The sequence below is a fragment of the Streptomyces lincolnensis genome (assembly GCF_001685355.1).
GTDB classification, from domain to species: domain Bacteria; phylum Actinomycetota; class Actinomycetes; order Streptomycetales; family Streptomycetaceae; genus Streptomyces; species Streptomyces lincolnensis.
On record NZ_CP016438.1, the window covers coordinates 2,957,430 to 2,980,130 of the forward strand.

At 71.9% G+C, this 22,701-nt stretch carries 20 protein-coding genes; 7 read left to right on the forward strand and 13 right to left on the reverse strand.

The window, feature by feature from the left end:
- Positions 1 to 202 precede the first annotated feature (202 nt).
- Positions 203 to 1,387: a quinolinate synthase NadA gene (gene nadA, locus SLINC_RS13110; RefSeq protein WP_067431199.1), complete on the forward strand. Its 1,185-nt coding sequence runs from the start codon at positions 203 to 205 to the stop codon at positions 1,385 to 1,387.
- Positions 1,388 to 1,400: 13 nt separating this feature from the next.
- Here the strand turns inward: nadA and SLINC_RS13115 are convergent, their stop codons facing one another.
- The 6 genes from SLINC_RS13115 to SLINC_RS13140 form a co-directional block, all read right to left on the reverse strand.
- On the reverse strand, positions 1,401 to 3,641 hold the full coding sequence (locus SLINC_RS13115) for a protein kinase domain-containing protein (RefSeq protein ID WP_067431202.1): 2,241 nt from the start codon (positions 3,639 to 3,641) through the stop codon (positions 1,401 to 1,403).
- 120 nt (positions 3,642 to 3,761) lie between these two features.
- Complete coding sequence (locus SLINC_RS13120; protein WP_067431205.1) at positions 3,762 to 6,902, reverse strand: efflux RND transporter permease subunit; 3,141 nt, start codon at positions 6,900 to 6,902, stop codon at positions 3,762 to 3,764.
- A 135-nt stretch (positions 6,903 to 7,037) separates the two neighbouring features.
- Positions 7,038 to 7,721 carry a response regulator gene (locus SLINC_RS13125; protein WP_067431208.1) on the reverse strand — a complete coding sequence of 228 codons (684 nt, stop codon included), beginning with the start codon at positions 7,719 to 7,721 and terminating at the stop codon, positions 7,038 to 7,040.
- Positions 7,718 to 8,938, reverse strand: coding sequence for a sensor histidine kinase (locus tag SLINC_RS13130; RefSeq protein WP_067431211.1), 1,221 nt, complete (start codon positions 8,936 to 8,938; stop codon positions 7,718 to 7,720). The genes SLINC_RS13125 and SLINC_RS13130 overlap by 4 nt, the downstream gene beginning before the upstream one ends.
- A gap of 167 nt (positions 8,939 to 9,105) precedes the next feature.
- Positions 9,106 to 9,384, reverse strand: a complete 279-nt coding sequence (gene pspAA / locus SLINC_RS13135; protein WP_067431214.1) for a PspA-associated protein PspAA — start codon at positions 9,382 to 9,384, stop codon at positions 9,106 to 9,108.
- Between the two features lie 26 nt (positions 9,385 to 9,410).
- On the reverse strand, positions 9,411 to 10,178 hold the full coding sequence (locus tag SLINC_RS13140; protein ID WP_067445282.1) for a PspA/IM30 family protein: 768 nt from the start codon (positions 10,176 to 10,178) through the stop codon (positions 9,411 to 9,413).
- Positions 10,179 to 10,467: 289 nt separating this feature from the next.
- Here SLINC_RS13140 and SLINC_RS13145 point away from each other — a divergent pair, with 289 nt between their 5' ends.
- Entirely contained in the window at positions 10,468 to 11,100 is a 633-nt protein-coding gene (locus SLINC_RS13145) for a DUF3043 domain-containing protein (RefSeq protein ID WP_107406593.1), read from the forward strand.
- Between the two features lie 83 nt (positions 11,101 to 11,183).
- Positions 11,184 to 11,885 carry a class I SAM-dependent methyltransferase gene (locus SLINC_RS13150; RefSeq protein WP_067431220.1) on the forward strand — a complete coding sequence of 234 codons (702 nt, stop codon included), beginning with the start codon at positions 11,184 to 11,186 and terminating at the stop codon, positions 11,883 to 11,885.
- Positions 11,886 to 12,002: 117 nt separating this feature from the next.
- On the opposite strand, the gene SLINC_RS13155 is transcribed toward SLINC_RS13150, so the two are convergent.
- Positions 12,003 to 12,218: a hypothetical protein gene (locus SLINC_RS13155; protein WP_067431223.1), complete on the reverse strand. Its 216-nt coding sequence runs from the start codon at positions 12,216 to 12,218 to the stop codon at positions 12,003 to 12,005.
- Positions 12,219 to 12,368: 150 nt separating this feature from the next.
- Here SLINC_RS13155 and SLINC_RS13160 point away from each other — a divergent pair, with 150 nt between their 5' ends.
- Complete coding sequence (locus SLINC_RS13160) at positions 12,369 to 13,571, forward strand: bifunctional adenosylcobinamide kinase/adenosylcobinamide-phosphate guanylyltransferase (RefSeq protein WP_067431226.1); 1,203 nt, start codon at positions 12,369 to 12,371, stop codon at positions 13,569 to 13,571.
- Here the strand turns inward: SLINC_RS13160 and SLINC_RS50145 are convergent.
- Complete coding sequence (locus tag SLINC_RS50145) at positions 13,560 to 14,639, reverse strand: class I SAM-dependent methyltransferase (protein ID WP_067431229.1); 1,080 nt, start codon at positions 14,637 to 14,639, stop codon at positions 13,560 to 13,562. The genes SLINC_RS13160 and SLINC_RS50145 overlap by 12 nt on opposite strands.
- Before the next feature lie 136 nt (positions 14,640 to 14,775).
- Here SLINC_RS50145 and cobT point away from each other — a divergent pair, with 136 nt between their 5' ends.
- Together cobT and SLINC_RS48780 are read left to right on the forward strand one after the other, a co-directional pair.
- Positions 14,776 to 15,882: a nicotinate-nucleotide--dimethylbenzimidazole phosphoribosyltransferase gene (gene cobT, locus SLINC_RS13170; protein ID WP_067431233.1), complete on the forward strand. Its 1,107-nt coding sequence runs from the start codon at positions 14,776 to 14,778 to the stop codon at positions 15,880 to 15,882.
- 123 nt (positions 15,883 to 16,005) lie between these two features.
- Positions 16,006 to 16,704, forward strand: coding sequence for a hypothetical protein (locus SLINC_RS48780; protein WP_067445284.1), 699 nt, complete (start codon positions 16,006 to 16,008; stop codon positions 16,702 to 16,704).
- Here the strand turns inward: SLINC_RS48780 and SLINC_RS13180 are convergent.
- On the reverse strand, positions 16,644 to 17,408 hold the full coding sequence (locus SLINC_RS13180) for a hypothetical protein (RefSeq protein WP_067431236.1): 765 nt from the start codon (positions 17,406 to 17,408) through the stop codon (positions 16,644 to 16,646). The genes SLINC_RS48780 and SLINC_RS13180 overlap by 61 nt on opposite strands.
- A gap of 68 nt (positions 17,409 to 17,476) precedes the next feature.
- Here SLINC_RS13180 and SLINC_RS13185 point away from each other — a divergent pair, with 68 nt between their 5' ends.
- Positions 17,477 to 18,262 carry an adenosylcobinamide-GDP ribazoletransferase gene (locus tag SLINC_RS13185; protein ID WP_067431239.1) on the forward strand — a complete coding sequence of 262 codons (786 nt, stop codon included), beginning with the start codon at positions 17,477 to 17,479 and terminating at the stop codon, positions 18,260 to 18,262.
- A gap of 2 nt (positions 18,263 to 18,264) precedes the next feature.
- Here the strand turns inward: SLINC_RS13185 and SLINC_RS13190 are convergent, their stop codons facing one another.
- The 4 genes from SLINC_RS13190 to pelF are packed head-to-tail and all read right to left on the reverse strand — an operon-like array spanning position 18,265 to position 22,689.
- Complete coding sequence (locus tag SLINC_RS13190) at positions 18,265 to 19,053, reverse strand: endo alpha-1,4 polygalactosaminidase (RefSeq protein ID WP_067431242.1); 789 nt, start codon at positions 19,051 to 19,053, stop codon at positions 18,265 to 18,267.
- Positions 19,050 to 19,694, reverse strand: coding sequence for a spherulation-specific family 4 protein (locus SLINC_RS13195; RefSeq protein WP_067431245.1), 645 nt, complete (start codon positions 19,692 to 19,694; stop codon positions 19,050 to 19,052). The genes SLINC_RS13190 and SLINC_RS13195 overlap by 4 nt, the downstream gene beginning before the upstream one ends.
- A complete protein-coding gene (locus SLINC_RS13200; protein WP_067431248.1) occupies positions 19,691 to 21,172 on the reverse strand; it encodes a hypothetical protein in 1,482 nt (493 codons plus the stop codon). Before SLINC_RS13200 ends, SLINC_RS13195 begins: the two co-directional genes overlap by 4 nt.
- Complete coding sequence (gene pelF / locus SLINC_RS13205) at positions 21,169 to 22,689, reverse strand: GT4 family glycosyltransferase PelF (RefSeq protein WP_067431251.1); 1,521 nt, start codon at positions 22,687 to 22,689, stop codon at positions 21,169 to 21,171. Before pelF ends, SLINC_RS13200 begins: the two co-directional genes overlap by 4 nt.
- Between the last annotated feature and the right edge of the window lie 12 nt (positions 22,690 to 22,701).

Sequence of the window (22,701 nt, forward strand, 5' to 3'; positions counted from 1 at the left end):
CGGGGCCGCGGATTCATTCCGGGCGGCACTTGTCTTTTCGCCTGTTCCTTCATGCTCGCACACACGCGGCGAAGCGAACAGCGACCGCCGACGGGCCCTCAGGGATTCACGTCACATCGACGCTATGACCGTCGTCAAAGTGACGTGAAGCGGGTTATGATAGATAACGTCAGTTAGACGAAAAGTAGAAAGGGTGTGTGCCGTGACCACCGCGCAGCCCACGGAGCTCGACGTACAGCCGACTCCGCTCGCCCTGTTGCTGCTCGGCCGCGAGGCGGACCCGAGGAGCGAGCGGGGCGTCGAGTGCCCCGGCGACCTGCCCTCACCCTCCGACCCGGACCTGGTCGAGCGCGCCCGCGCGGCCAAGGAGAAGCTCGGCGACAAGGTGTTCGTGCTCGGCCACCACTACCAGCGCGACGAGGTCATCCAGTTCGCCGACGTCACGGGAGACTCCTTCAAGCTGGCCCGGGACGCGGCCGCCCGCCCGGAGGCGGAGTACATCGTGTTCTGCGGTGTGCACTTCATGGCCGAGTCCGCGGACATCCTGACGTCCGACGACCAGAAGGTGGTCCTGCCGGACCTGGCGGCCGGCTGCTCCATGGCCGACATGGCCACGGCCGAGCAGGTCGCCGAGTGCTGGGACGTGCTGACCGAGGCCGGCGTGGCCGAACAGGTCGTGCCCGTCTCGTACATGAACTCCTCCGCGGACATCAAGGCGTTCACGGGCAAGCACGGCGGTCTCATCTGCACCTCCTCGAACGCGAAGCGGGCCCTTGAGTGGGCCTTCGAGCAGGGTGAGAAGGTGCTGTTCCTGCCCGACCAGCACCTCGGCCGCAACACCGCGGTGCGGGACATGGGCCTGTCCCTGGACGACTGCGTGCTCTACAACCCGCACAAGCCGAACGGCGGGCTGACCGCCGAGCAGCTGCGCGACGCGAAGATGATCCTGTGGCGCGGGCACTGCTCGGTGCACGGCCGCTTCTCGCTGGAGTCGGTGGAGGACGTCCGAGCCCGGATACCCGGGGTGAACGTCCTGGTCCACCCCGAGTGCAAGCACGAGGTCGTCGCGGCGGCGGACCAGGTCGGCTCGACCGAGTACATCATCAAGGCCCTGGAGGCCGCGCCCGCCGGTTCGAAGTGGGCGATCGGCACGGAGCTGAACCTGGTCCGCCGCCTGGCGAACCGTTTCGCTCCCGAGGGCAAGGAGATCGTCTTCCTCGACAAGACGGTCTGCTTCTGCTCGACCATGAACCGCATCGACCTGCCCCACCTGGTGTGGGCGCTGGAGTCGCTGGCCGAGGGCAAGCTCGTCAACCGCATCGAGGTCGACAAGGAGACCGAGGCCTTCGCGAAGCTGGCGCTGGAGCGGATGCTGGCGCTGCCGTAGATCCGTCCGCCGCTCACCCCTGGACGGGTTTGTCCTCGGGGTGAGCGGGGTCCAGGGAGAAGACGGTCCCGTCGGGGGCGCCCAGGACGAGCGCGCCCTCGTTCAGCAGCACGGCGGGACCGCTCAGTCCGCCGGAGGACGACACGCTCGTGCGCGGCAGCGTCTCCCACAAGGAAGTGCCCCCGCGCCCGTCGAGGGCCGCCACGCGACCGCTGATGCTGGCCAGGTACAGGGTGCGGGTCCGGGTGTCGTAGGTGGGCGCGCCCGGTTGTTCCAGGCTGGTCTGGGTCTGCCACAGCTGCTTGCCGGTCAGCGGGGACACGGCGGTCACCAGGCCGCTGCGCGAGACGAACCACACGGTGCCGCCCGACAACGTGGGGTACCCCTCGTAGCGCTTCGCCAGCTTCACCGAGGTGAGGACACCGGTGTCCGGGTCCGCCAGCAGGATCCGTTCGTACCCCACGTCCTCGGCGGACAGCTCGTCCACCGTGGCCATCTGCATCATGGCCACCCGCCCGTCGAGGACGCCGAGGATGCCGCTCTCGTCCGGCGTCTTCATGTCCCGTACCGAGCCGTCGGCCGGGTCCAGGGCGAGGAGCCGGTAGCCGCCCGTGGTCAGGACGCCGGCCGGGGTGCACTGGGAGTACACGCCGGCGCCGCTCCCCAGGAAGGCGCAGTAGTAGCCGGAGGGCAGCTTCGCGGTCCAGCGCTCCTTGCCGGTACGCGGTGACCGGGCCGACACGGTCAGGCCGTCGGAGGAGGTCATGAGCAGACCGCCGGACAGGGCGGACTCGATGTTCGCGTGGTCGGCGCGGTCCTTCCACAACTGCTCGCCGGTCTCGGCGTCCAGACCGAGCACGTAGAGCGGGTCGTTCTCCCCGGACTCGCTGGTGATGGACTGCTCGAGGATCACCGCCCCGTCCTGGACGCCGAGCAGCTTGGCGGAGTACGTCCCGCTCTCGGTGCCGGCCGGTACGGTCTCGCCGCGCCAGACGGTCTCACCGGTCTGTGCGTCCAGCCGTACCGGAAGGATGTCGTCGCCCGCGCAGTAGACCGCCGCCTCGTGCACCTGGCAGTCGGGCTTGCCCGCCAGCGCGCCGCCCGATCCCCCCAGCCCCTTCTCGGCGCCGAGGGGGGACGGCTCGAACATCGTCGTCCGCCACGGCTTCCAGCCCTCGGGCAGGGCGGCCCACCGGGAGGTCGGGGCGGGCGCGGGGGGTGCCCCGGCATCGCTCTCCGCCTGCCCCGGCCCGATCAGGAGGTAGGCGGTCAGCCCGAGGGCCAGCGCGCCCACCGTTCCGGTCGCCGCCAGCACGGGGCGGATACGGCGTCGGCGGCCGGACCGGGTCGTCGGCACCGGGTCGGACAGGGTGCCGGGGCGGGTGAGCGATGCCGGGACCGAGTCGCCGCGCAGGGTCACCGTCGGGAAGTCGCCCGTGTCCGCCTCCGGGAGGGCGTTCGCGAACTGCCGTGCCAGATCGTCCAGTTCGGGACGGTCGGCGGCCTCCTTGGCCAGGCAGCGCGCCAGGATGCCGCGCAGCGGCTCGACCAGGCCGTCCAGGACGGGAGCGTCGTGGACCACGCGGTAGGCCGTCAGATAGGGGCTGTCGGCGTCGAAGGGGCCACGCGCCGTCACGGCGTACACCAGCAGCGCGCCGAGGGAGAAGACGTCGGAGGCCGGGCCGACCGTGCGGGCGTCGGTGAGCTGCTCCGGTGACATGAACGGCGGGGTGCCGATCATCTGGCCGGTCTCGGTGAGGGTGTTGTGGTTCTCGGCGGCGCGGGAGATACCGAAGTCGATGACGCGGGGGCCGTCCTCGGCGATCAGGACGTTCGCCGGCTTCAGGTCCCGGTGCACCACCCCGGCCCGGTGGATGTCCCGCAGGGCCTCCACCAGCCCCAGGGCCAGCTGCCGGAGTTCGCCGTCGCGGAGCGCGCCGTGGTCGCGGATGCGCCGGGCCAGGGAGTGGCCGGACACGTACTGAGTGGCCATCCAGGGCCGGGCCGCTTCCGGGTCGGCGTCCACGACGGGCGCGGTGAAGGCGCCGCTGACCTTGCGGACGGCCTCGATCTCCTGCCGGAAGCGGGTGCGGAAGACAGGGTCCTCCGCGTACTGGGCGTGCACCACCTTGACGGCGACCTCGCGGCCCGAACGCGATCTGCCGAGGTAGACCGCTCCCATACCGCCGGCTCCGAGCCGGTCGAGCAGTTTGTACCCGCCGACCGACTTCGGGTCGTCCTTGTGCAGTGGCACCGACCGAATCCCCCTCCCCCGTCACGCCGTTCGAGGCCACAGGATACGTAACGGCGAAGCGCCGGAGGCCGGGTACCGGACCCTGAGGGTCGGTACCCGGCCTCCGGCCGGCCGAATCGGTCACACGGAGGCGGGTTCCGGCTCCTGCGAGGACGGGTCCGCGGCCGACTGTCCGGGCTGTCCGGCCTTCTTCGCCCGCCGGTCCGCCCGCTTCTTCGCCCGGCGCTCCTTGCGGAGCTCCAGCATCGCGTACAGCGTCGGGACCAGGAGCAGGGTGAGCAGGGTCGAGGTGATCAGACCGCCGATCACGACGACCGCGAGGGGCTGGGCGATGAAGCCGCCCTCGCCGGTGACGCCCAGCGCCATCGGGAGCAGGGCGAAGATCGTCGCCAGGGCCGTCATCAGGATCGGGCGCAGCCGGTGCCGGCCGCCCTCGACCACGGCCTCCACGACGCCGTATCCCTGCTTGCGGTACTGGTTGATGAGGTCGATCAGCACGATCGCGTTGGTCACCACGATGCCGATCAGCATCAGCATGCCGATCATCGCGGGGACGCCCATCGGGGTGTCGGTGACGACCAGCAGGCCGATCGCGCCCGTCGCCGCGAACGGGATCGAGACGAGCAGGATCAGCGGCTGGGCCAGCGAGCGGAAGGTCGCGACCAGCAGCATGAAGACGATCGCGATCGCCGCGAGCATCGCCAGGCCCAGGTTCTTGAACGCGTCGTCCTGGTCCTGGGAGACCCCGCCGATCTCGGCCGTGGCACCCGCAGGCAGCTTCAGGGCGTCGAGCTTCGACGTCAGGTCCGCGCTCACCGCGCCGGTGTTGTCGCCGGTCGGCTTGGCGGTGATGGTGGCCGCGCGCTGACCGTCGATCCGGGTCATGGAGACCGGGCCGTTCTCCAGGCGCACGGTGGCGATGTCGCCCAGCTTCACCGTGCCGAGGGACAGGTCCCGCAGCTCCTGGAGCGTCCGGGCCGGCTTCGCCGACGTGATGACGACATCGCGCTCGGTGTCGTCCAGGATCGCCTTGCCCGCCGTCGTGCCGCGGACCGCCTGGGCGACGGCCGCGCCGAGCGTCTGGTCGTTGAAACCGGCCGCCGCGGCCCGGGAGTCGGCCTTGACCGAGATGCGCGGCACGCTCTGCGAGAGGTCGCTGGTGACGTCGGTGACGTCGTCCAGACCGGCCACCGTCCTGCGGACCTGCTCGGCGGCGTCGCGCAGGACCGTCGCGTCCGCGGCCTTCACCACGACGCTGAGGTCCTGGCTGCTGAAGCCGTCACCGGCGGCGACGGTGGTCGTGCCGATGCCGGACAGCCCGTGCAGACTGTCCTCGATGCTGTTCTGCACGTCCTCGAACGGCACCGAGTCGTCCAGCATCACCTGGTACGACGCCTGGTTGGTGTCCGTGCCGCCGCCGAAGGCCGCCATGAAGCCGGAGGAGCCGATGGTGACCTGGTAGTCCTTGACGCCCTTGGTGTCGCCGAGCAGCTTCTCGACCTTCTTCGCCTGCGCGTCGGTCGCCGCCAGGCTGGCGCCGGGCTTCAACTCCTGCTTGACGGTGAGGACTTCCTGCTCGCCCTGGTCGAAGAAGTTCGTCTTCAGCAGCGGCGCCATGCCGAACGTGCCGATGAGGATCACGGCCGCGAGCGCCAGGCTCGTCAGACGGCGCCTCGTCGCGAACCGCAGGACGGGGACGTAGAGGCGCTGAAGACGGCTCTTTGCCTCCTTCTCCTCGGCCTGGCGGCGGGCCTCCTCGGCGTCCTCGGGGGTTCCCTTCGGGGGACGCAGGAACCAGTACGACAGGACCGGTACGACCGTCAGCGAGACCAGCAGGGACGCCAGCAGCGCGGCCGTCACGGTCAGGCTGAAGGAGCCGAACAGCTCGCCCACCATGCCGCCGACCAGGCCGATCGGCAGGAAGACGGCGACCGTGGTGAGCGTCGAGGACGTCACCGCGCCGGACACCTCGCGGACCGCCCTGAGGATCGCCTCCTGGCGCTCCTCGCCGTAGCCGAGGTGCCGCTTGATGTTCTCCAGGACCACGATCGAGTCGTCGACGACCCGGCCGATGGCGATGGTCAGCGCGCCCAGCGTCAGCATGTTCAGGGACAGGTCGCGCGTCCACAGCACGATGAGGGCGAGGACGACGGAGAGCGGGATCGACACCGCCGTGACCAGCGTCGAGCGGATCGACGCCAGGAACACCAGGATGACGAGGACCGCGAAGAGCAGACCGAGGGCGCCCTCGGTGGTCAGGCCGTCGATGGCCTTGGAGACCGCCGGGCCCTGGTCGCTGACGACGGTGATCGTCGCGCCGGAACCGAGGTCCTCCCGCAGGCCGGGCAGCTTGTCCTCGACCGCGTCCGAGATGGCGACCGCGCTGCCGTCGTGGTCCATGGTGACCATGACGGCGAGGCTCGGCCTGCCGTCGGTGCGGGTGATGGAGTCGGCGGGGGCCTGCTGCTGTTCGACGGTGGCGATGTCGGCGAGACGCACCGGCTTCCTGGCCGCGGCCCCCTGGCCGGTGATCATCAGGTCCTGGATCTGCTTCAGCGAGGTGAAGCCGCCGCCGACCTGGACGGTGCGGTTGGCGCCGCCCTCGTCGAAGGAGCCGGCCGGGACGGTGGCGCCGCCCGCCTGGAGCGACTGGCTCAGGTCCTGCGTGGTCAGGCCCGCCTTCGCGAGCTTCGCGTCGTCGGGGGTGACGCTGACCTGGAGGTCGCGCACACCGTCGACGGTGACCTGGCCGACGCCGTCGATGTCCTTCAGCGCCGGTACGACCGTCCGGTCGAGCCGGTCGGCCAGCGCCTGCTGGTCCTGGCCGGAGGTGACGGCGAGGACGACGGTCGGGATGTCGTCCGTCGAGCCGGCCACCACCTGCGGGTCCACGTCGTCCGGAAGCTGGACGCGGGCCCGGTTGACGGCCTGCTGGACGTCGGAGACGAGCTGCTGGGTGTCGTTGCCGTAGTCGAAGGACGCCATGATCACGGCGTTGCCCTCGCTGGCCGTCGAGGTGACGCCCGAGATGCCGTCGACGGCCTCCAGGTTGTCCTCGATGGGCTCGACGACCTGCTTCTCGACCACGTCCGGGGGTGCGCCCTGGTAGGGCGCGACCACGGACACGACCGGGAGTTCGATGGTGGGCAGCAGTTGCTGCTTCAGCTGTGGGATCGCGATCGCCCCGAAGGCGAGCGCGATGATGGACATCAGGCCTATCAGGGCCCGTTGAGCGAGGCTGAATCTGGACAGCCAGGACATGAGTAAGGGTTCTCTCTTCTGTGAGCGGCAGAAGTGGCCCTTACACCCTGTGCCATCGGCATACGGGATTCCCTAGCCCCCAGGTCCAGTTCCTTATCCGGCGCATACTCCGGGCGCAGTACGGCCGGGTGGAGCTCACTCCACCCTTGGACGGACCAGCCCCGACTCGTACGCGATCACCACCAGCTGGGCCCGGTCCCGGGCGCGCAGCTTGGCCATGGCCCGGTTGACGTGCGTCTTCACGGTCAGCGGGCTGACCTCCAGGCGCTCGGCGATCTCGTCGTTGGAGTGCCCGCCCGCGACCTGGACCAGCACCTCGCGCTCCCGCACGGTCAGCGCGTCCAGGCGCTGTGCGCGGTCGGGGTCGCGCTCGTCGTCGGCCGCGTCGCTCTGCGCGAGGAACCGGGCGATCAGGCCCTTGGTGGCCGTCGGCGACAGCAGCGCCTCGCCGCCGGCCGCGACCCGGATCGCGCTGAGGAGTTCCTCGGGTTCGGAGCCCTTGCCGAGGAAGCCGGAGGCACCCGCGCGCAGCGACTGCACGACGTAGTCGTCGACCTCGAAGGTGGTGAGGATGACGATCCGGACATGGGCCAGGGAGGGGTCCTCGCTGATCACGCGGGTGGCGGCGAGGCCGTCCATGCCGGGCATCCGGATGTCCATCAGGACGACGTCGGCGCGCTCCGCCCGGGTCAGCCGCACCGCCTCCGCGCCGTCGGACGCCTCCCCCACCACCTCCATGTCGGGCTCGGAGTCGACGAGCACCCGGAAGGCGCTGCGCAGCAGGGCCTGGTCGTCGGCGAGCAGGACACGGATGGTCATGCGGGGTCCTCCGCAGCACGGGAACGGGTCTTGACCGGCAGGATCGCATGGACGCGGAAGCCGCCTCCGTAGCGGGGACCGGTGGTCAGGGTGCCGCGCAGGGCGGTGACCCGCTCGCGCATGCCGAGCAGTCCGTGGCCGCCGCCTTCGTGCGGGTCCTCGTCTTCGCCGGCGCCGTCGTCCAGGACGGTGATCTCGATGTTCGGTCCTACGCGTACGACGCTGACCTCGGCCTTCGCCTCGATCCCGGCGTGCTTCTGCACATTGGTGAGGGCCTCCTGGATCACCCGGTAGGCGGCCAGGCCGACGGCCGCGGGCAGGGCGGTGCCGTGGTCGGCGCGGGCCACCTCGACATGCAGTCCGGCGTTGCGGAAGGTGCCGACGAGTTCGTCGAGGCGGTCGAGCCCCGGTGCCGGTTCGGTGGGGGCCTCGGGGTCGCCGGACTGGCGGAGCAGGCCGACGGTGGCGCGCAGTTCGTTGAGCGCCGAGCGGCTGGCCTCCCGTACGTGGGCCAGGGCCTCCTTGGCCTGGTCGGGCCGCTTGTCCATGACGTGCGCGGCCACGCCCGCCTGGACGTTGACCAGGGCGATGTGGTGGGCGACGACGTCGTGCAGGTCGCGGGCGATGCGCAGGCGTTCCTCGGCGACCCGGCGGCGGGCCTCCTCCTCGCGGGTGCGTTCGGCCTTCTCGGCGCGCTCGCGGATGGCCTGGACGAAGGCGCGGCGGCTGCGGACGGCGTCGCCGGCGGTGGCGCCGATGCCGGTCCAGGCGAAGATGCCGAGGTTCTCCTGGGCGTACCAGGGCAGCGGGCCGACGAGCATCGCGGCGCCGGTCAGGACGGTCATGGTGAGCAGACCGACCCGCCAGGTGGTGGGGCGGTCGGTGGTGGAGGCGACCGTGTAGAGGGCGATGACGGCGGCCATGGCGACCGGCGCGCGGGGGTCGCCGGTGACGAGCTCGACGACGGAGAAGGTGCCGGTCAGGGCGAGGACCGTCATCGGGGCGCGGCGGCGGAACACCAGGGCGACGGCGGCGACGGTGATGAGGACGAGGCTGAGGGGGGCGGGGGTGCGCAGGATCCAGCTGACGTCGTGCTCGCCGTGCGGGTCGACGAACGAGCCGGCCACCATGCAGGCGAGGACGCCGGCCGCCAGGGTCGCGTCCAGCGCCAAGGGGTGCGCCTTCATGTGGCGCCGGGCGCGTTCGAGGGTGCTCACATCTGCCAACCGTACGGGGGCCTGCCGGGGGCGGAGCGGGGGGTGGCTGTACGTTTCCGGGAGCGTGGCCGTTGGTTTCGGTTGCCGTCCCCAGGGGGCTCCGCCCCCTGGACCCCCGATCGGCCCTTAAGGGGCCTCGTCCTCGAACGCCGGACGGGCTGAACATGTCACCCGGGGATCAAGCCGTCGTCGCTCAGTAGTTCCCGTACCTCGTCCAAGGTGGCGTCCGGGGACGGGAGGATGAGTTCGGACGGCTCCAGGGAGTCGTCGGGCAGGGGGTCGCCCAGTTCGTGGACTTTGGTGAGCAGGGCCTGGAGGGTGCGGCGGAAGCCGGGGCCGTCGCCGTTCTCCATTTCGGCCAGGAGCTCGTCGTCCAGTTTGTTCAGCTCGGTGAGGTGGCTGTCGGCCAGCCTCACCTGCCCCTCCCCCATGATCCGTACGATCATGACGCCCTCCTAGGCGTGGGACCCGCTCACTGCTTGTCGAAGCGCGGGGTGTCCTGCGGCTGCTGCGGGGACTGCTGCTGGCTCGTGCCACCTTCGATGGCCTGCTGCCCGGGGCCGCCACCGGCGAGCTCCGCCTTCATGCGTTGCAGTTCCAGCTCTACATCCGTACCACCGGAGAGCCGGTCCAGCTCGGCCTGGATGTCGTCCTTGTGCATCCCGGACTGGTCGTCCAGGGCGCCGGAGGCGAGGAGCTCGTCGATGGCGCCGGCGCGGGCCTGGAGCTGGGCGGTCTTGTCCTCGGCACGCTGTATGGCCAGGCCGACGTCGCCCATCTCCTCGGAGATGCCGGAGAAGGCCTCGCCGATCCGGGTCTGCGCCTGGGCCGCGGTGTAGGTGGCCTTGATGGTCTCCTTCTTGGTGCGGAAGGCGTCGACCTTGGCCTGGAGCCGCTGGGCCGCCAGGGTGAGCTTCTCCTCCTCGCCCTGGAGCGTCGCGTGCTGGGTCTCCAGGTCGGTCACCTGCTGCTGGAGCGCCGCGCGGCGGGAGAGCGCCTCGCGGGCCAGGTCCTCGCGGCCCAGCGCGAGCGCCTTGCGGCCCTGGTCCTCCAGCTTCGACGACTGGGACTGCAGCTGGTTCAGCTGGAGTTCCAGGCGCTTGCGCGACGTGGCCACGTCGGCCACCCCGCGGCGCACCTTCTGAAGCAGCTCCAGCTGCTTCTGGTACGAGTAATCGAGGGTTTCGCGCGGGTCCTCGGCCCGGTCAAGGGCCTTGTTCGCCTTCGCGCGGAAGATCATCCCCATACGCTTCATGACACCGCTCATGGGCTTCGCGCGCCCCCTTCTGACCGAGTCCAGCTCCAGCTCTGCGACAGAACCCACAGTACGGGCCCTGCATCCATTGACGCACTGTTCGGGGACGGATGCGCTCCTCCCCAAGGACGACTGACCAAAGCCTTGCTCCGGCGTAAGGAGTAGGTGACCTTCAGGGTGAGCACCGGGCCTCCGGACGGCCACCCCGTCGTCCTCTGTTGTCCCTCTACAGACGACTGGTGTTGCCGGATCGTTCCCCACCGGGCTGGGGTCCATGCGCACTCACCACGTACCCTTGGGTTTTGTGTTCCGTAGCCGTGCCACCAAGGAAGAGAAGGCCGCGGTCGCCGACAAGGCGCCGCTGACCGACTCCAAGCAGATCCGCGACCCGCAGGCCCCCAAGGGTCGGCCCACGCCCAAGCGCAGTGAGGCCCAGTCCCAGCGCCGCAGCGTCGCCACCACGCCGAGCAATCGCAAGGAGGCGGCCAAGCGCCAGCGCGACGAGCGCCGTGCGCAGATGGAGCGGCAGCGCCAGGCGCTGGCCGGCGGCGACGAGCGCTACCTGCCCGTGCGGGACAAGGGCCCGGTGCGCAAGTTCGCCCGTGACTTCGTCGACTCGCGGTTCAACGTCGCGGAGTTCTTCCTGCCGATGGCCGTGGTCATCCTCGTGCTGAGCATGGTGCAGGTGGCCTCGCTCCAGAGCGTGGCGCTGTTGCTGTGGCTGGTCGTGATCGTGCTGATCGTGCTCGACTCGTTCCTCACCGGGTTCCGGCTGAAGAAGCGGCTGGCCGAGCGCTTCCCGGACCAGAGCCGGAAGGGCGCGGTCGCCTACGCCCTGATGCGCTCTCTCCAGATGCGTCGCCTCCGGCTGCCGAAGCCGCAGGTCAAGCGCGGAGAGCGGCCCTGAGCACGACGGCTTTCTCCGGGGACGCGGCGGATGCCTGGCTGAGCAGGCTGGGCGCACTGCGGGATGTCGTACGACAGGAGCTGGTGGCCCGGCAGCTCGACGAGCAGATAATCGGGCGGTTCCCGGTCGGGAAGCGGCTGAGGGTGCTCGACGTGGGGATGGGCCAGGGCACGCAGGCGCTGCGGCTGGTCCGGGCCGGACACAAGGTGACCGGTCTCGAACAGGACGCCAGGATGGTCGCCGCGGCCCGCGAGACGCTGTCCGGGGAGCCCGAGGGCATCCGGGAGCGGATGCGGATCATCGAGGGCGACGGCCGGGACACCGGGGTGCACTTCCTGCCCGGCAGCTTCGACGTCGTGTTGTGCCACGGCGTACTGATGTACGTCGAGGAGCCGGATCCGCTGCTCGCGGGGCTGGCCCGGATGCTCGCGCCCGGCGGGCTGCTGTCGCTGCTCGTGCGCAACGGCGACGCGCTGGCGATGCGGCCGGGCCTGTCCGGTGACTGGGCCGGGGCGCTGGCCGCCTTCGACACCACCGCCTACCGCAACCGGCTGGGCCTCGACGTCCGCGCCGACCGCCTGGGCACCCTCACCGCGACGCTCGCGGGGATCGGGGCGCCCCTCCAGGCCTGGTACGGCGTGCGGGTCTTCACGGACACGGCGCCGGACGGGGCCGAGATGCCGGCCGACGCGGAGGCCCTGCTGGCGGTCGAGGAACGGGCGGGGCGGACGGATCCGTATCGCGGGGTGGCGGCGCTGCTGCATCTGTGCGGGGTGCGCGGCTGAGCGCGGCCGTGTGCCGCCCCTGAGCGCGGTCGTGTGCCGCCCCGAGCCCGTTCGGGTGTGTGTCTCACCGGGTCCGGAGGTGGGCGAGGGTGCCGTCGCGGCCCTCGCCCGTCCGCGTCACGCCTCTTCGGCGGACTTCAGGCTCATCGGGCCGTAGATCTCGGTCGCGTCCTCGAACAGCCGCACCTGGTCCGCGCCTCCGGCGAGCAGTGCCTTCCAGTGCTCTCCGAGCCATGACTCGGCGTCCCCTTGAGTGGTGAACTCCTCGGGCTCCACCGCGGGCGGGACCTCCGCGTTGTCCGTCTTCTCGAATCGCCACGTCCATGTCGCCATGCAGGCCTCCTTAATACGGACACGTTCCGTGGTTGAGCCTATGCGTTCCGCTGGGTCCGGCGGAACAAGATCGCGGCAGTCGTTCGGCCCCGGGACGGCGGGGCGGCTCTGCGCGCGCATGATCAACAGTGACCGGCGAGAATTGTCCGCGTGGAACTGACTTTGCTCGGCACCGGCGCTCCCCGCGGCCTCCCCCGTCCCGGCTGTCCCTGTGCTGCCTGCGCGACCACCGTCGGGCAGGACGCGCGGGGGGCCACCGCCGTCCTCGTCGACGGGACACTGCTGCTCGATCTGACCCCCGGGGCCGCCTTCGCCGCCGCGCGGGCCGGGCATTCGCTCGGGGGTGTGCGGCAGGTGCTGCTGTCGCATCCGCATGACGGGCCGCCGGTGGAGGTGCCCGCCGGGCTGCCGCAGCCGGGGCGGGTGCCGGACGGGCGGGAGCTCGCGCTGCTGACGGGGCATCGGGTGCGGGCGGTGGCGATGGACGCGCCGGGGACCGGGTACGCGGTGCACGGGCCGGACGGGCAGCGGCTGCTGTATCTGCCGCCGGGGGGTGCGCCCGCCGGTCTTGAGCAGGGGAACGGGGAGCCGTACGACATGGTGCTCGCCGATGTCGTGGGGCGGCCGGACGCCCTGGCGCGGCTGCGGGCGGTGGGCGCGGTCGGGCCCACGACGGACGTCGTCGCCGTCCATCTCGACCACGACGTGCCGCCGGGCCCCGAACTGCGGCGCAGGCTGGCCGCGGCCGGGGCCCGGGCCGTGCCCGACGGGGCGACGCTGGTCGTCGGCGTCTACGAGGACGTACCGGACGTGCCGCGCCGGACGCTGGTGCTGGGCGGGGCGCGGTCCGGGAAGTCGGTGGAGGCCGAGCGGCGTCTGGAGGCGTTCCCGGACGTGCTGTACGTCGCGACCGGCGGGTCGCGCAGCGGGGACACCGAGTGGGCCTCCCGGGTCGCCGCGCACCGGGAGCGGCGGCCGGGATCCTGGCGTACGGCCGAGACCTGCGACCTGGTGCCGTTGCTGAAGGACGACGGGGCACCGCTCCTGATCGACTGCCTGTCCCTGTGGCTGACGGACGCGATGGACGCCGTCGGCGCCTGGGACGACGCCGAGTGGGCCGACGGCGGTGAGCGGGAACTGCGCTCGCGGATCCGGGAGTTGACCGAGGCCGTGCGAGCCACCCGGCGGACCGTCGTCGCCGTGTCGAACGAGGTCGGCTCGGGAATCGTGCCGGCCACCGCGTCCGGGCGCCGCTACCGGGACGAACTCGGGCGCCTGAACACGGCGTTCGCGGCCGAGTGCGAACAGGTACTGCTGGTGGCGGCGGGGCAGGCGCTGGTCCTACGGGGCTGAGTCGTCCTCGGGCGCTTGCGCGGTGGGGGGTGCTGGGGGGAGAGGCGGTGTCTGGGGCATGGGGGGTGTCTTGGGCGGGCCCGGTGTCTTGGGCGGGGCTGTTTTCTTGGCCGGGGCGGGCCTCTTGGGCGAGGTGGCTTTCTTGGCCGAGGTTGCTTTCTTGGGCGAGGCGGGTCGCTTGGGCGAGGCGGCCTTCTTGGCCGAGGTGGCTTTCCTGGCCGAGGTGGCCTTCTTGGCCGGGGCCGGCGCCTTGGGCTGAGCCTGGCCCTGTGGCGAGGGCGGCGAGGGCGGCGTCGTGGGCGCGGGTGGCGCCTGTGGTGGAGGTGGCGCTGTGGGTGGGGCCGGTGGCCGGGGCGGAGGCGGTGGCGTGGGGCGTGCCTGGGCCGGGAGTTCGGCGGGAAGGGCGGGTGCGGGCGCGTTCTTGCGGGCGATCAGGCGGTACGTCTTGGAGAAGCGGGTGGGGGTGAGGGCCAGCGCGAGGGCGTGGTCCAGGGCCCGGGTCGCGGAGAGCAGGGGGGTGGACAGCCACGGGGGCAGGGCGCGGGGCAGGGTCCGGCTCAGGGCGGTGGACAGGTCGAGGGGGATGTGCGCGGCACGGCGGCCCGTCCTGACGATCGTGCAGCCGTGGGACTCCAGCTCCGAGCGGAGGTCGTCGCGGGTGAGCGCGCCGTACGGATGGGTGCCCTCGACGAGGAGGTGGCCGCCGGGGCGGAGGACGGCCAGGGCGGCGCGGAGTTCCGCCCGGGGGTCCGGGGTGTGCGGCAGATGGTGGAGCATGCTGACGACGTCGTAGCGGGCCCGGAGGCGTGCGGTGAGCCGGGGGTCCGCGAGGTGGCCGAGGTAGGCCTCCTCAAGGCGCTCGGTCCGCCAGGCCCACTCGATCCCGGGGTGGGAGTCCACCCCGTCGAAGGCCGTGTAGGGGAAGAACTCCCGGGCCGCGTCGGGGAATTCGGCGACCCCTGTGCCCACGTCCAGCCAGCTCTCCGGCTCGGGGAACGCCAGCATCACGCGGGCGGTGGAACGGAGGCGCCGTGCGGAAGGTGCGGTGGGTACGGGCGGTGCGGACACGGCGACTCCCGGGGTGGACGACAATCCACAGCAAAACGGAACGTATGGGATGCCGATCTTGAGTGCAACGACGTCGTCCCGTCGTCGTGGCGATGTGGCGCCTCCCTGTTCGATCAGGGCCGGTACTGTTCGGCGAATGAGCTCGCTTAATCTCGACGACTTCTCCGATCTGATCGAGCGCCCCGACGGGGGTGTGCGGCGCGACGCCGAGGCGCGCCGGGAGCGTCAGATCGTGCCGCCCGGGTCGCTGGGCCGCCTCGACGAACTGGGTGAGTGGCTGGCCGCGGCGCAGTCCGCGGTGCCGGTGCGGCCGATCGAGCGGCCGCGGGTGGTGCTCTTCGCCGGTGACCACGGCATCGCCGAACTGGGCGTCTCCGCGCACCCCGCGGGCAGCGCCGTGGAGTTGGTGCGCGAGGTCCTCGACGGCGGCCGGCCGGTGTCCGTGCTGGCCCGGCGGCTCGGGGTGCCGGTGCGGGTGGTCGACATGGCGCTGGACTGCGATCCGGAAACGCTGCCCGAGGATGTCGTACGGCATCGGGTGCGGCGCGGCAGCGGGCGGATCGACGTCGAGGACGCGCTGACCGCCGAGGAGGCGGAGGCCGCCTTCCGGGCCGGGATGGCGGTGGCCGACGAGGAGGCCGACTCCGGTACGGATCTGGTGGTGCTCGGCGATGTGAGCGTGGGCGGGACCACCGTGGCGGGCGTGCTCATCGCCGCGCTGTGCGGGACCGACGCGTCGGTGGTGACCGGGCGGGGCGGCCAGGCGATCGACGACCTGGCGTGGATGCGCAAGTGCGCGGCGATCCGCGACGCGCTGAGGCGGGCCCGGCCCGTGCTCGGGGAGCAGCTCCAGCTGCTGGCGACCGTGGGCGGCGCCGACCTCGCGGCGATCACGGGGTTCCTGTTGCAGAGCGCGGTGCGGAAGCTGCCGGTGATCCTGGACGGGGTCGTGGTGGCCGCCTGCGCACTGGTGGCGCAGCGGATCGCGTTCCGTGCGCCGGACTGGTGGCTGGCCGGGCAGAGCAGCGGGGAGCCGGGGCAGGGCAAGGCGCTGGACCGGATGGCCCTGGAGCCGCTGCTCGACCACGGGGTGACCGTCGGCGAGGCGGCGGGCGCGCTGCTGGCGCTGCCGCTCGTGCAGGCCGCGGCGGCACTGGCCGCCGAGCTGCCGGAGAAGCCGGAGGAGCCGGCGGCTGCCGACGAGGAGCCCGAGAAGGAAGAGCCGGAGAAGGAAGAGCAGTAAATCCAGACATAACGAGATCCAGGTCACCCGGGTCCCACTCAACTCCGCGGCATTCCGGTAGGTCTTCGCTCGTGGCGCACGCCAGGCGCCGTGCGCACCGAGGAGACGGACGGGGACCGCCGGATGAACACGCTCGCCCGCTGGGCACGCGCCGAATGGGGACGGCTGTACGTCACCGTGCGCGAGCCGCTCCTCGAAAGGCGCTGGCGGGCACTCCCCCTCACCGTCGGGGCCGTGTGCCTGACCGGCGCGATGCACTTCGTGCAGAACCGGTCCTGGGGCTTTCGGCTCGTGCAGAACGTCGGGGCGGTGCGCGCCGAGGACCCGCTCGGGGCGGCCCTCCTGCGCACGCCCCTGTCGCTCTTCGTACCGGCCCTGGACCTGCCCGTCTGGGGTGCGCTGGCGCAGATCCTGATCGTGTTCGGGATCGCCGAGATCTGTCTGGGCCGGTGGCGCACCCTGGCCCTCGCCTACACGGCCACCCTCGCCGGGACGCTGTACGCCCGCCTGGGCGTCTGGCTGGGCCCGGACCATCCGCTGGGCCTGCCCGCCTCGGACGCCCATGTCGTGGACACCGGCCCGTCGGCGGCCGTGGTCGGTCTCGCCGTCTTCCTCGGCTGTCGCTACGGCGCGTACGTCACGGCGGGTGCGGTGATCGCGGCGATGGTCGGCGAGGTGGCGCTGAAGGAGAATCTGGCCGGCAAGGAACATCTGGCGGCGATCGCCGCGGTGCTGGTGCTGTGCGGGGTGTCGGCGCTGCGTCAGCGCCGTTCCAGGGGCAGGGTCGGCACCGGATCCGGTTTGCCGCCGATCCAGTCCTGAAGCCTGCGGCGGGGGCCCGCCCAGCGGCGGTCGTGGTGGTACGCCCGCAGGGTGGACCTGGCCCGGGCGCGCGGACGGCGGCGATAGAAGCGCCGGGCCCAGAAGGAGCCCGGGCGGGCCAGCCGGACGACGCCGATCAGACCGATCACGGGGACGATCACACTGAAGATCGCCATCCGGCCCTTGCCCTTGCTCAGCACGAGCAGCGCGAAGAGGAAGTTGACCCCCACAGTCGAGATGACGCTCCCCCGGTCCCTGAGCTCCTCCTGGGTCATGTCGTTGACGCCGAACGGCGAGAACCCCGCGAGCATCAGACCGACCAGCGCGGCGGTGAGGACGACGACCTCGACGCTCTTGCGGCCCTCCTCGGACCAGTAGACGTCGTCGAGGTGCAGGATCAGCGCGAACTCGTCCAGCACCAGGCCCGCGCCCATGCCGAAGACCACCGCGAAGACGGCCGAGCCGAACCCGTGCCGGGCACTGGCGACGGCCCCGAACCCTCCGGTGACGGTGAGGACGACTCCGGGGACGACGTGATGGATGTGCACCCCGCCGGCCTTCACATTGCCGAAGGGGCCCTTGCCCGCCCGGATGAGACGCGTGATGACCCGGGTGATCAGAAAGGTCAGCACGAACGCCGCCAGCGCGAGCAGCAGCGGCAGCTTGCCCGGTTCGACGATGTTGCGATGCAGCCAGTGGCCCATGACGCCCAGTCTCCCGGCCGACGGGACGGGCCGCCCGGCGGCTACGACGACCGGGCTAGTCTGCGGGCATGTCCATGATCCCGCCGCTCGACGGTCTCCGTTTCGCCTTCGGCACGCTCAGTGTGCTTCCCGTGAAGGTGAGCCGCTGGGACCGGGAGGCCGCGCGGGGCGGGATGCTGGGGGCTCCGCTGGTCGGGCTGGTGGTGGGGGGTGTCGCCGGTGTCGCCGGGCTGCTGCTGCTCGTCCTCGGTGCGTCCGCTCTGCTCGCCGCGGTCGCCTCCGTGGCCGTGCCCGCCGTTCTCACCCGGGGGCTCCATCTCGACGGGCTCGCCGACACGGCGGACGGTCTGGGGAGCGGTAAGCCCGCCGAGGACGCGCTGCGGATCATGAAGCAGTCGGACATCGGGCCGTTCGGGGTGATCACCCTGCTCTTCGTGCTGCTCGCGCAGGTGGGGGCGCTCGCGCAGGTCTACGGCGAGTCGTGGGCGCGGGGGGTGGTGGCCGCGGTGGTCTCGGCGACCACCGCGCGTCTCGCGCTCACCCTCGCCGCCCGCGCCGGCGTGCCGGCCGCCCGGCCGGAGGGGCTGGGGGCGGCCGTCGCGGGTGTGGTGCCGGTACGGGGAGCGGTTCTCGCCGCCGCCGCGGTGACGCTGGGGGCGGTGGGGGCGGGGGCGCTCTTCGGGGCGTACGACGCCCTCCGCGCCGGTCTGGCGGTCCTGGCCGCTCTCGCTGTCGCCGAGCTGCTGCTGCGGCACTGCACCCGGCGGTTCGGCGGGGTGACCGGGGACGTGTTCGGGGGGCTGGCGGAGACGGCGGGGACGACGGCACTGGTGGTGCTGACGCTCGCCCTCTGACGTCAGCAGGCCTTCCGCCACACCCCCAGCTCGTACTTCTTCAGCAGCGAACTCAGCTTCAGCCGCCGCGACTCGGTGCAGAAGCGGCTCGTCGGCAGTTCGTACTCCACGTGGAAGACGGCCTTGCCGGCCTTGATGAACGGGCTCATGGCCGCGCATTCGTCGTACTGCGCGCACTGCTCGTTCACCGCGAAGTCGAAGTCGTCCACCAGCCGCGGGATCTGGTCGAGGTCGTTCTTCAGGCCGACGGACATGCCCCGGTCGTGGGCCAGCTTCGCGATCAGACGGTTGTAGCGGAGCTGGTCGGAGGCCTTCAGGGGGAAACCGGTGCGGTTCTGGTAGCCGTCCATGTTGTCGGGCTCGACCGCGTCGAAGCCCTTGTCGCGGCACATGTCGAGGCGGGCCGCCATCAACGGCTCCAGCACGTCCGTGCGGCGGATGTCGAGCCATCGTTCGCCCTCCCAGCCGTTGCCGCGGCCGAGGACCGACCGGGGGAACTCCTCGGCGTCGGGGCGCCAGTCCTCCCAGGCGCCGGTGGAGAGGTAGCAGATGACCTTGCGGCCGTCGCGGTGGAGGGCGGCGACGGTGCGCTCTGACTGGTCGAAGCCGTCGATGTCGTAGACCGGTACGTCGACGGTGGTGTCGAGGCGGCCGCTCAGCTGCCACTGCCAGGCCACGCCGGGGCGTGGCCGCCAGCGCTCGCCGGTCGGCTCGTCGGTGCCGTCGTCGGGCGTGGTCGTGCAGGCCGCCAGCAGCAGGATCAGGGCGGCCGGCAGGATCGGGCGTCTCACCGGGTGGGCTCCAGGGTGTGGGGCAGTGTTCCCCAGGGATGATCTCCCGATCCGGGGACCGCGCAGTACACCGAGGCGCCGCGTGCGCGGGCGAGGCCGGCCGGATCGGCGCCGTGCGGAACGCCGTGGACGAGGTGGCACTGCCGTACGCCGGACGGCCCGCGCCAGGGCCGCAGTTCGCGGTACGCCGTCCAGGTGCCCTCGAAGGTCACGAGGACGTCGGCGATGCGGGCGTAGCAGGGGTGGGGCGTGGTGCCGTGGTTGAGGACGAGCGTGTGGCAGCCGACGCCCCAGGCCGCCGTGGCGAGCAGTTGGTAGTGCCGGAACTCCTCGGGGCCCGCGGCCACCTGGTCCAGGAAGGCGCCGTCGGCGCCGTACCAGTCGCAGTGCCGGGCGAGGTCGGCGACGACCTCCGGGCGGGGCCGGTGGCCGTAGGCGGTGTCGGTGTACCCGAGCACGCGTACGCCCGCGCCCCGCAGCCGCTCGGCCACCTTCACGAAAGCCGGGTCGGGGCGGTCGCCGGGGCCGCTCGCCGGGTTGAGGACGACGCCGTAGAGGCGGGGCGCGGCCTCGACGATGGCGTCCCACTCGGCGGGGCGGACGGAGGGATGCTCGTAGTACGGGACCAGCAGAGTGCTCATCGGTGGGCGGTCGCTCTCCCCAGCAGGGCACAGACCAGGGCGGCCAGGGTGGCCGCGGCGGTGCCGTAGACGATCAGGCCGACCCGGTGCGGGTCGCCGGTGTGGGTGACCAGGGCGAGGGTCTGGGCGAGGGCGGCCGCGCAGCAGACCGTCGCCGCGCCGGCCACCGCGCCGAAGGACTGGAGCAGCAGACCGGTCCACAGGACGACACCCAGCAGGAGCAGCCCGGCCAGGCGGATGCCACCCAGGCTCTGCGCGTGCGGCCACAGGGCCGAGGTGAGGACGCTGAGGACGAGCAGGCTGGCCAGGTAGCCGGTCAGGCACTGGACGACCGTGCGGGCCGTGGTGCGCCAGAAGGCCTTGGGTGTGCTGCTGGAACGCAGTCCGGCGAGGCTGCCGCTGCGGAAGCGGTACAGCAGCCACTCGGCTGGGCCCATGCTGAGGGTGAGTGCGACGGCGGCTGGGGCGGCGATGGCGCTCTGTTGGTCTCCCGTCAGGGCGTCTCCCAGGGAGGCGTAGACGACTAGGACGCCGGTGCCGAGGCCGAAGAGGGCGTAGGGGAGGGAGGCGGTGAGTCGAGGGCCCGTTGTCGTGGGTCGGCTGCGGGTCCATCGTGGCTGGTCGCGCAGTTCCCCGCGCCCCTTTCGGGGCGCTACCTCACGTAGGCCAAGTAGTGCCACCACTGTCAGCGAGCCCAGCAGCAGAATGAGCCTCGCGGCGTCCGGTACGGGATGCACGAACGTGAAAACGGCACCCACCGCCATCGGCGACAAAGCGGCCAGCAGCGCTCGTTCGCGGCCCATGACCAGCAGGACGGTCGCCGCGCCCAGGTAGACGGACTGGCCGGCGGCGAAGACCACCGCGGTCGGGTGGGCGGTGCCGGCGACCGCCGAGGCGACCAGGGTGCCGAGGAGTACTCCCAGCAGTGTTCCGATGAGGAGGGAGTGGCGGGCTGCCGGGCGGTCGCCGAGGCCGAGCCAGGAGTACGCGCGGTGGGCGAGCCCCTGGTTCCAGGTCCAGCCGGCCAGGGCGCCGGCCAGCAGCGGGACCGTGCCCGCCGGGAGGCCGAGGTCGCCGCGCGGGCCGGCGAGGAAGGGCGCGCCCAGCACATAGCCGAAGCCGGGGAGGGCGAAGACGACCCCGCGCAGCAGACAGCCCAGCAGACCGACCTGCCAGGGGTCGTGGACCGGGCCCTCCGGTTCGGGGTGCCGGCGTTCGACCCGTTCGTAGAGTTCCTCGGCGAGCGCGAAGGAGTTCTTCACGCCGTACCGCTCGCGTATCTGGTCGTCGGAAAGGCCGTCGGACTCCAGCAGGGCCGCTATCTCGTCGGGGTGGACGGCGGCGGCCACGAAGTCGTCGAGGCGCTCGGCAAGTTCGTCGACCGGGTCGGGCGCGGCCCAGCTGGGGGTGCGCTGCCGGGGGATGGCGGGGAGGGTGTCCGGGCCGGAGCCGGGAGGCATCCAGAGGCTGCCGCTCACCAGTCGGTCCCGTCCGTGGCGACCGCCGCGTACCAGGGGTCGCGCAGTTCGAGGGTCCAGTCGGCGACCGTCTCCAGCGTGGGCTCGTAGACCTCGGTGCTGCCCGCGAGTTCCTGGTAGATCGTCCGGAAGGCGTCCACGGAACGGCGGAGGGTGAACCGGTCGATGACCCGCTGGCGGGACAGTTCGCCCAGTTCCAGGCGCCGTCGGTCGTCGCGCAGCAGGCTCAGCGCGGCGGCGGCCATCTTCTCCGGCTCGCGCGGCGGGACCACCAGACCGGTGTCGCCGACCGCCTCGCGGACTCCGCCGACGTCGGTGGAGACCGTCGTACGGCCGCAGGACATGGCCTCGATGATGGAGAACGGGAAGCCCTCGGAGATCGAGGACAGCATGACGACGTGGCCGGCCGCGTAGGCGCGCCAGACCTCGCTGATGCGGCCCTCGAAGGTGAGGCCGTCGGTGACGCCGAGTTCGGCTGCGAGCTTCTCCAGGCGGGTGCGGTAGGCCTCGCCGCCGGGCGGTACCGGGCCGAAGAGCCGGAGCCGGGTCTCGGGGATCTCGGCGCGGACCGCGGCGTACGCGTGCAGCAGGGTCTCCAGGTCCTTGATGGGGTCGACGCGGCCGCACCAGGTGAGCGTGGGCACCTCGGGTTCGGGGCCGGCGTGCGGGAAGGCGGCCGGGTCGACGCCGTTGTACACCGTGCGGATCTTGTCGGCGTCGGCGCCGCCGCGCTCCTCCCAGCGGCGGTTGTACTGGTTGCAGGGGGTGATCAGGTCGGCGGCGCGGTAGCCGAGGGAGTTCAGCTCGCGGTAGAAGCCGAGCATGAACGCCTTGACCGGCCAGCGCTGTTCGCCGCTGCGGTAGCCGAGGTAGCGCTCGCGCAGGTAGATGCCGTGCTCGGTGAGCAGGAAGGGCACGCCGTCGAGCTTGTGGGCGGCGAGCGCGGGCAGGGTCGCCAGTCCGCTGCTGACCGCGTGCGCGACGGAGTCCTCGGGGATCCGCACCCCCAGGGGCCGCAGGGCGTGTTCCAGCAGGTCGGTGGCGGTGAGCGCGTCGTGCACCGTGGGCCGGGCGTCCGCGACGGCCAGATGCGGCATCGTCCATATCCACATCAGCGACCGCAGGGCGCTCTCGGTGCGCAGGGCCGCCGACAGGCGTCCGTCGCGGGCGAGTTCGGCCAGCTCGTAGAGGGCCTCACCGAAGTCGCAGTGGGCCTCGGGGTCGAGGAAGGAGAGCAGGAAACGCTCGTAGGAGTCGATGAAGCGGCGGCGGGCCCTGCCGAACGGCGGCCTCGCGCGTCCGGGCCGTGGGCCCCAGGTCGGCACGGAGCTGTGCCGGTAGACGTTGGGCGGCAGCTCCCAGGTCACGGGTTCGCGGCCGCTGCCGCTGAGCGAGACGACGTGGAAGTCGACCTCGGGCATGCCCTTGACGAGCTGGTCGCACCAGGTGCTGACCCCGCCGTGGACGAGCGGATAGGTGCCTTCGGTGAGCATGGTGACATGACGGCCGGTACGCATGGCTGTTCCCCC

Excerpts from the sequence above, each read along its gene's own strand:
- SLINC_RS13120 (WP_067431205.1), bottom strand. The coding sequence starts at position 6,902 with ATGTCCTGGCTGTCCAGATTCAGCCTCGCTCAACGGGCCCTGATAGGC.
- SLINC_RS13125 (WP_067431208.1), bottom strand. The coding sequence starts at position 7,721 with ATGACCATCCGTGTCCTGCTCGCCGACGACCAGGCCCTGCTGCGCAGC.
- pspAA (WP_067431214.1), bottom strand. The coding sequence starts at position 9,384 with ATGATCGTACGGATCATGGGGGAGGGGCAGGTGAGGCTGGCCGACAGC.
- SLINC_RS13140 (WP_067445282.1), bottom strand. The coding sequence starts at position 10,178 with ATGATCTTCCGCGCGAAGGCGAACAAGGCCCTTGACCGGGCCGAGGAC.
- SLINC_RS13145 (WP_107406593.1), top strand. The coding sequence starts at position 10,468 with ATGCGCACTCACCACGTACCCTTGGGTTTTGTGTTCCGTAGCCGTGCC.
- SLINC_RS13155 (WP_067431223.1), bottom strand. The coding sequence starts at position 12,218 with ATGGCGACATGGACGTGGCGATTCGAGAAGACGGACAACGCGGAGGTC.
- cobT (WP_067431233.1), top strand. The coding sequence starts at position 14,776 with ATGAGCTCGCTTAATCTCGACGACTTCTCCGATCTGATCGAGCGCCCC.
- SLINC_RS48780 (WP_067445284.1), top strand. The coding sequence starts at position 16,006 with ATGAACACGCTCGCCCGCTGGGCACGCGCCGAATGGGGACGGCTGTAC.
- SLINC_RS13180 (WP_067431236.1), bottom strand. The coding sequence starts at position 17,408 with ATGGGCCACTGGCTGCATCGCAACATCGTCGAACCGGGCAAGCTGCCG.
- SLINC_RS13185 (WP_067431239.1), top strand. The coding sequence starts at position 17,477 with ATGTCCATGATCCCGCCGCTCGACGGTCTCCGTTTCGCCTTCGGCACG.
- SLINC_RS13195 (WP_067431245.1), bottom strand. The coding sequence starts at position 19,694 with ATGAGCACTCTGCTGGTCCCGTACTACGAGCATCCCTCCGTCCGCCCC.
- pelF (WP_067431251.1), bottom strand. The coding sequence starts at position 22,689 with ATGCGTACCGGCCGTCATGTCACCATGCTCACCGAAGGCACCTATCCG.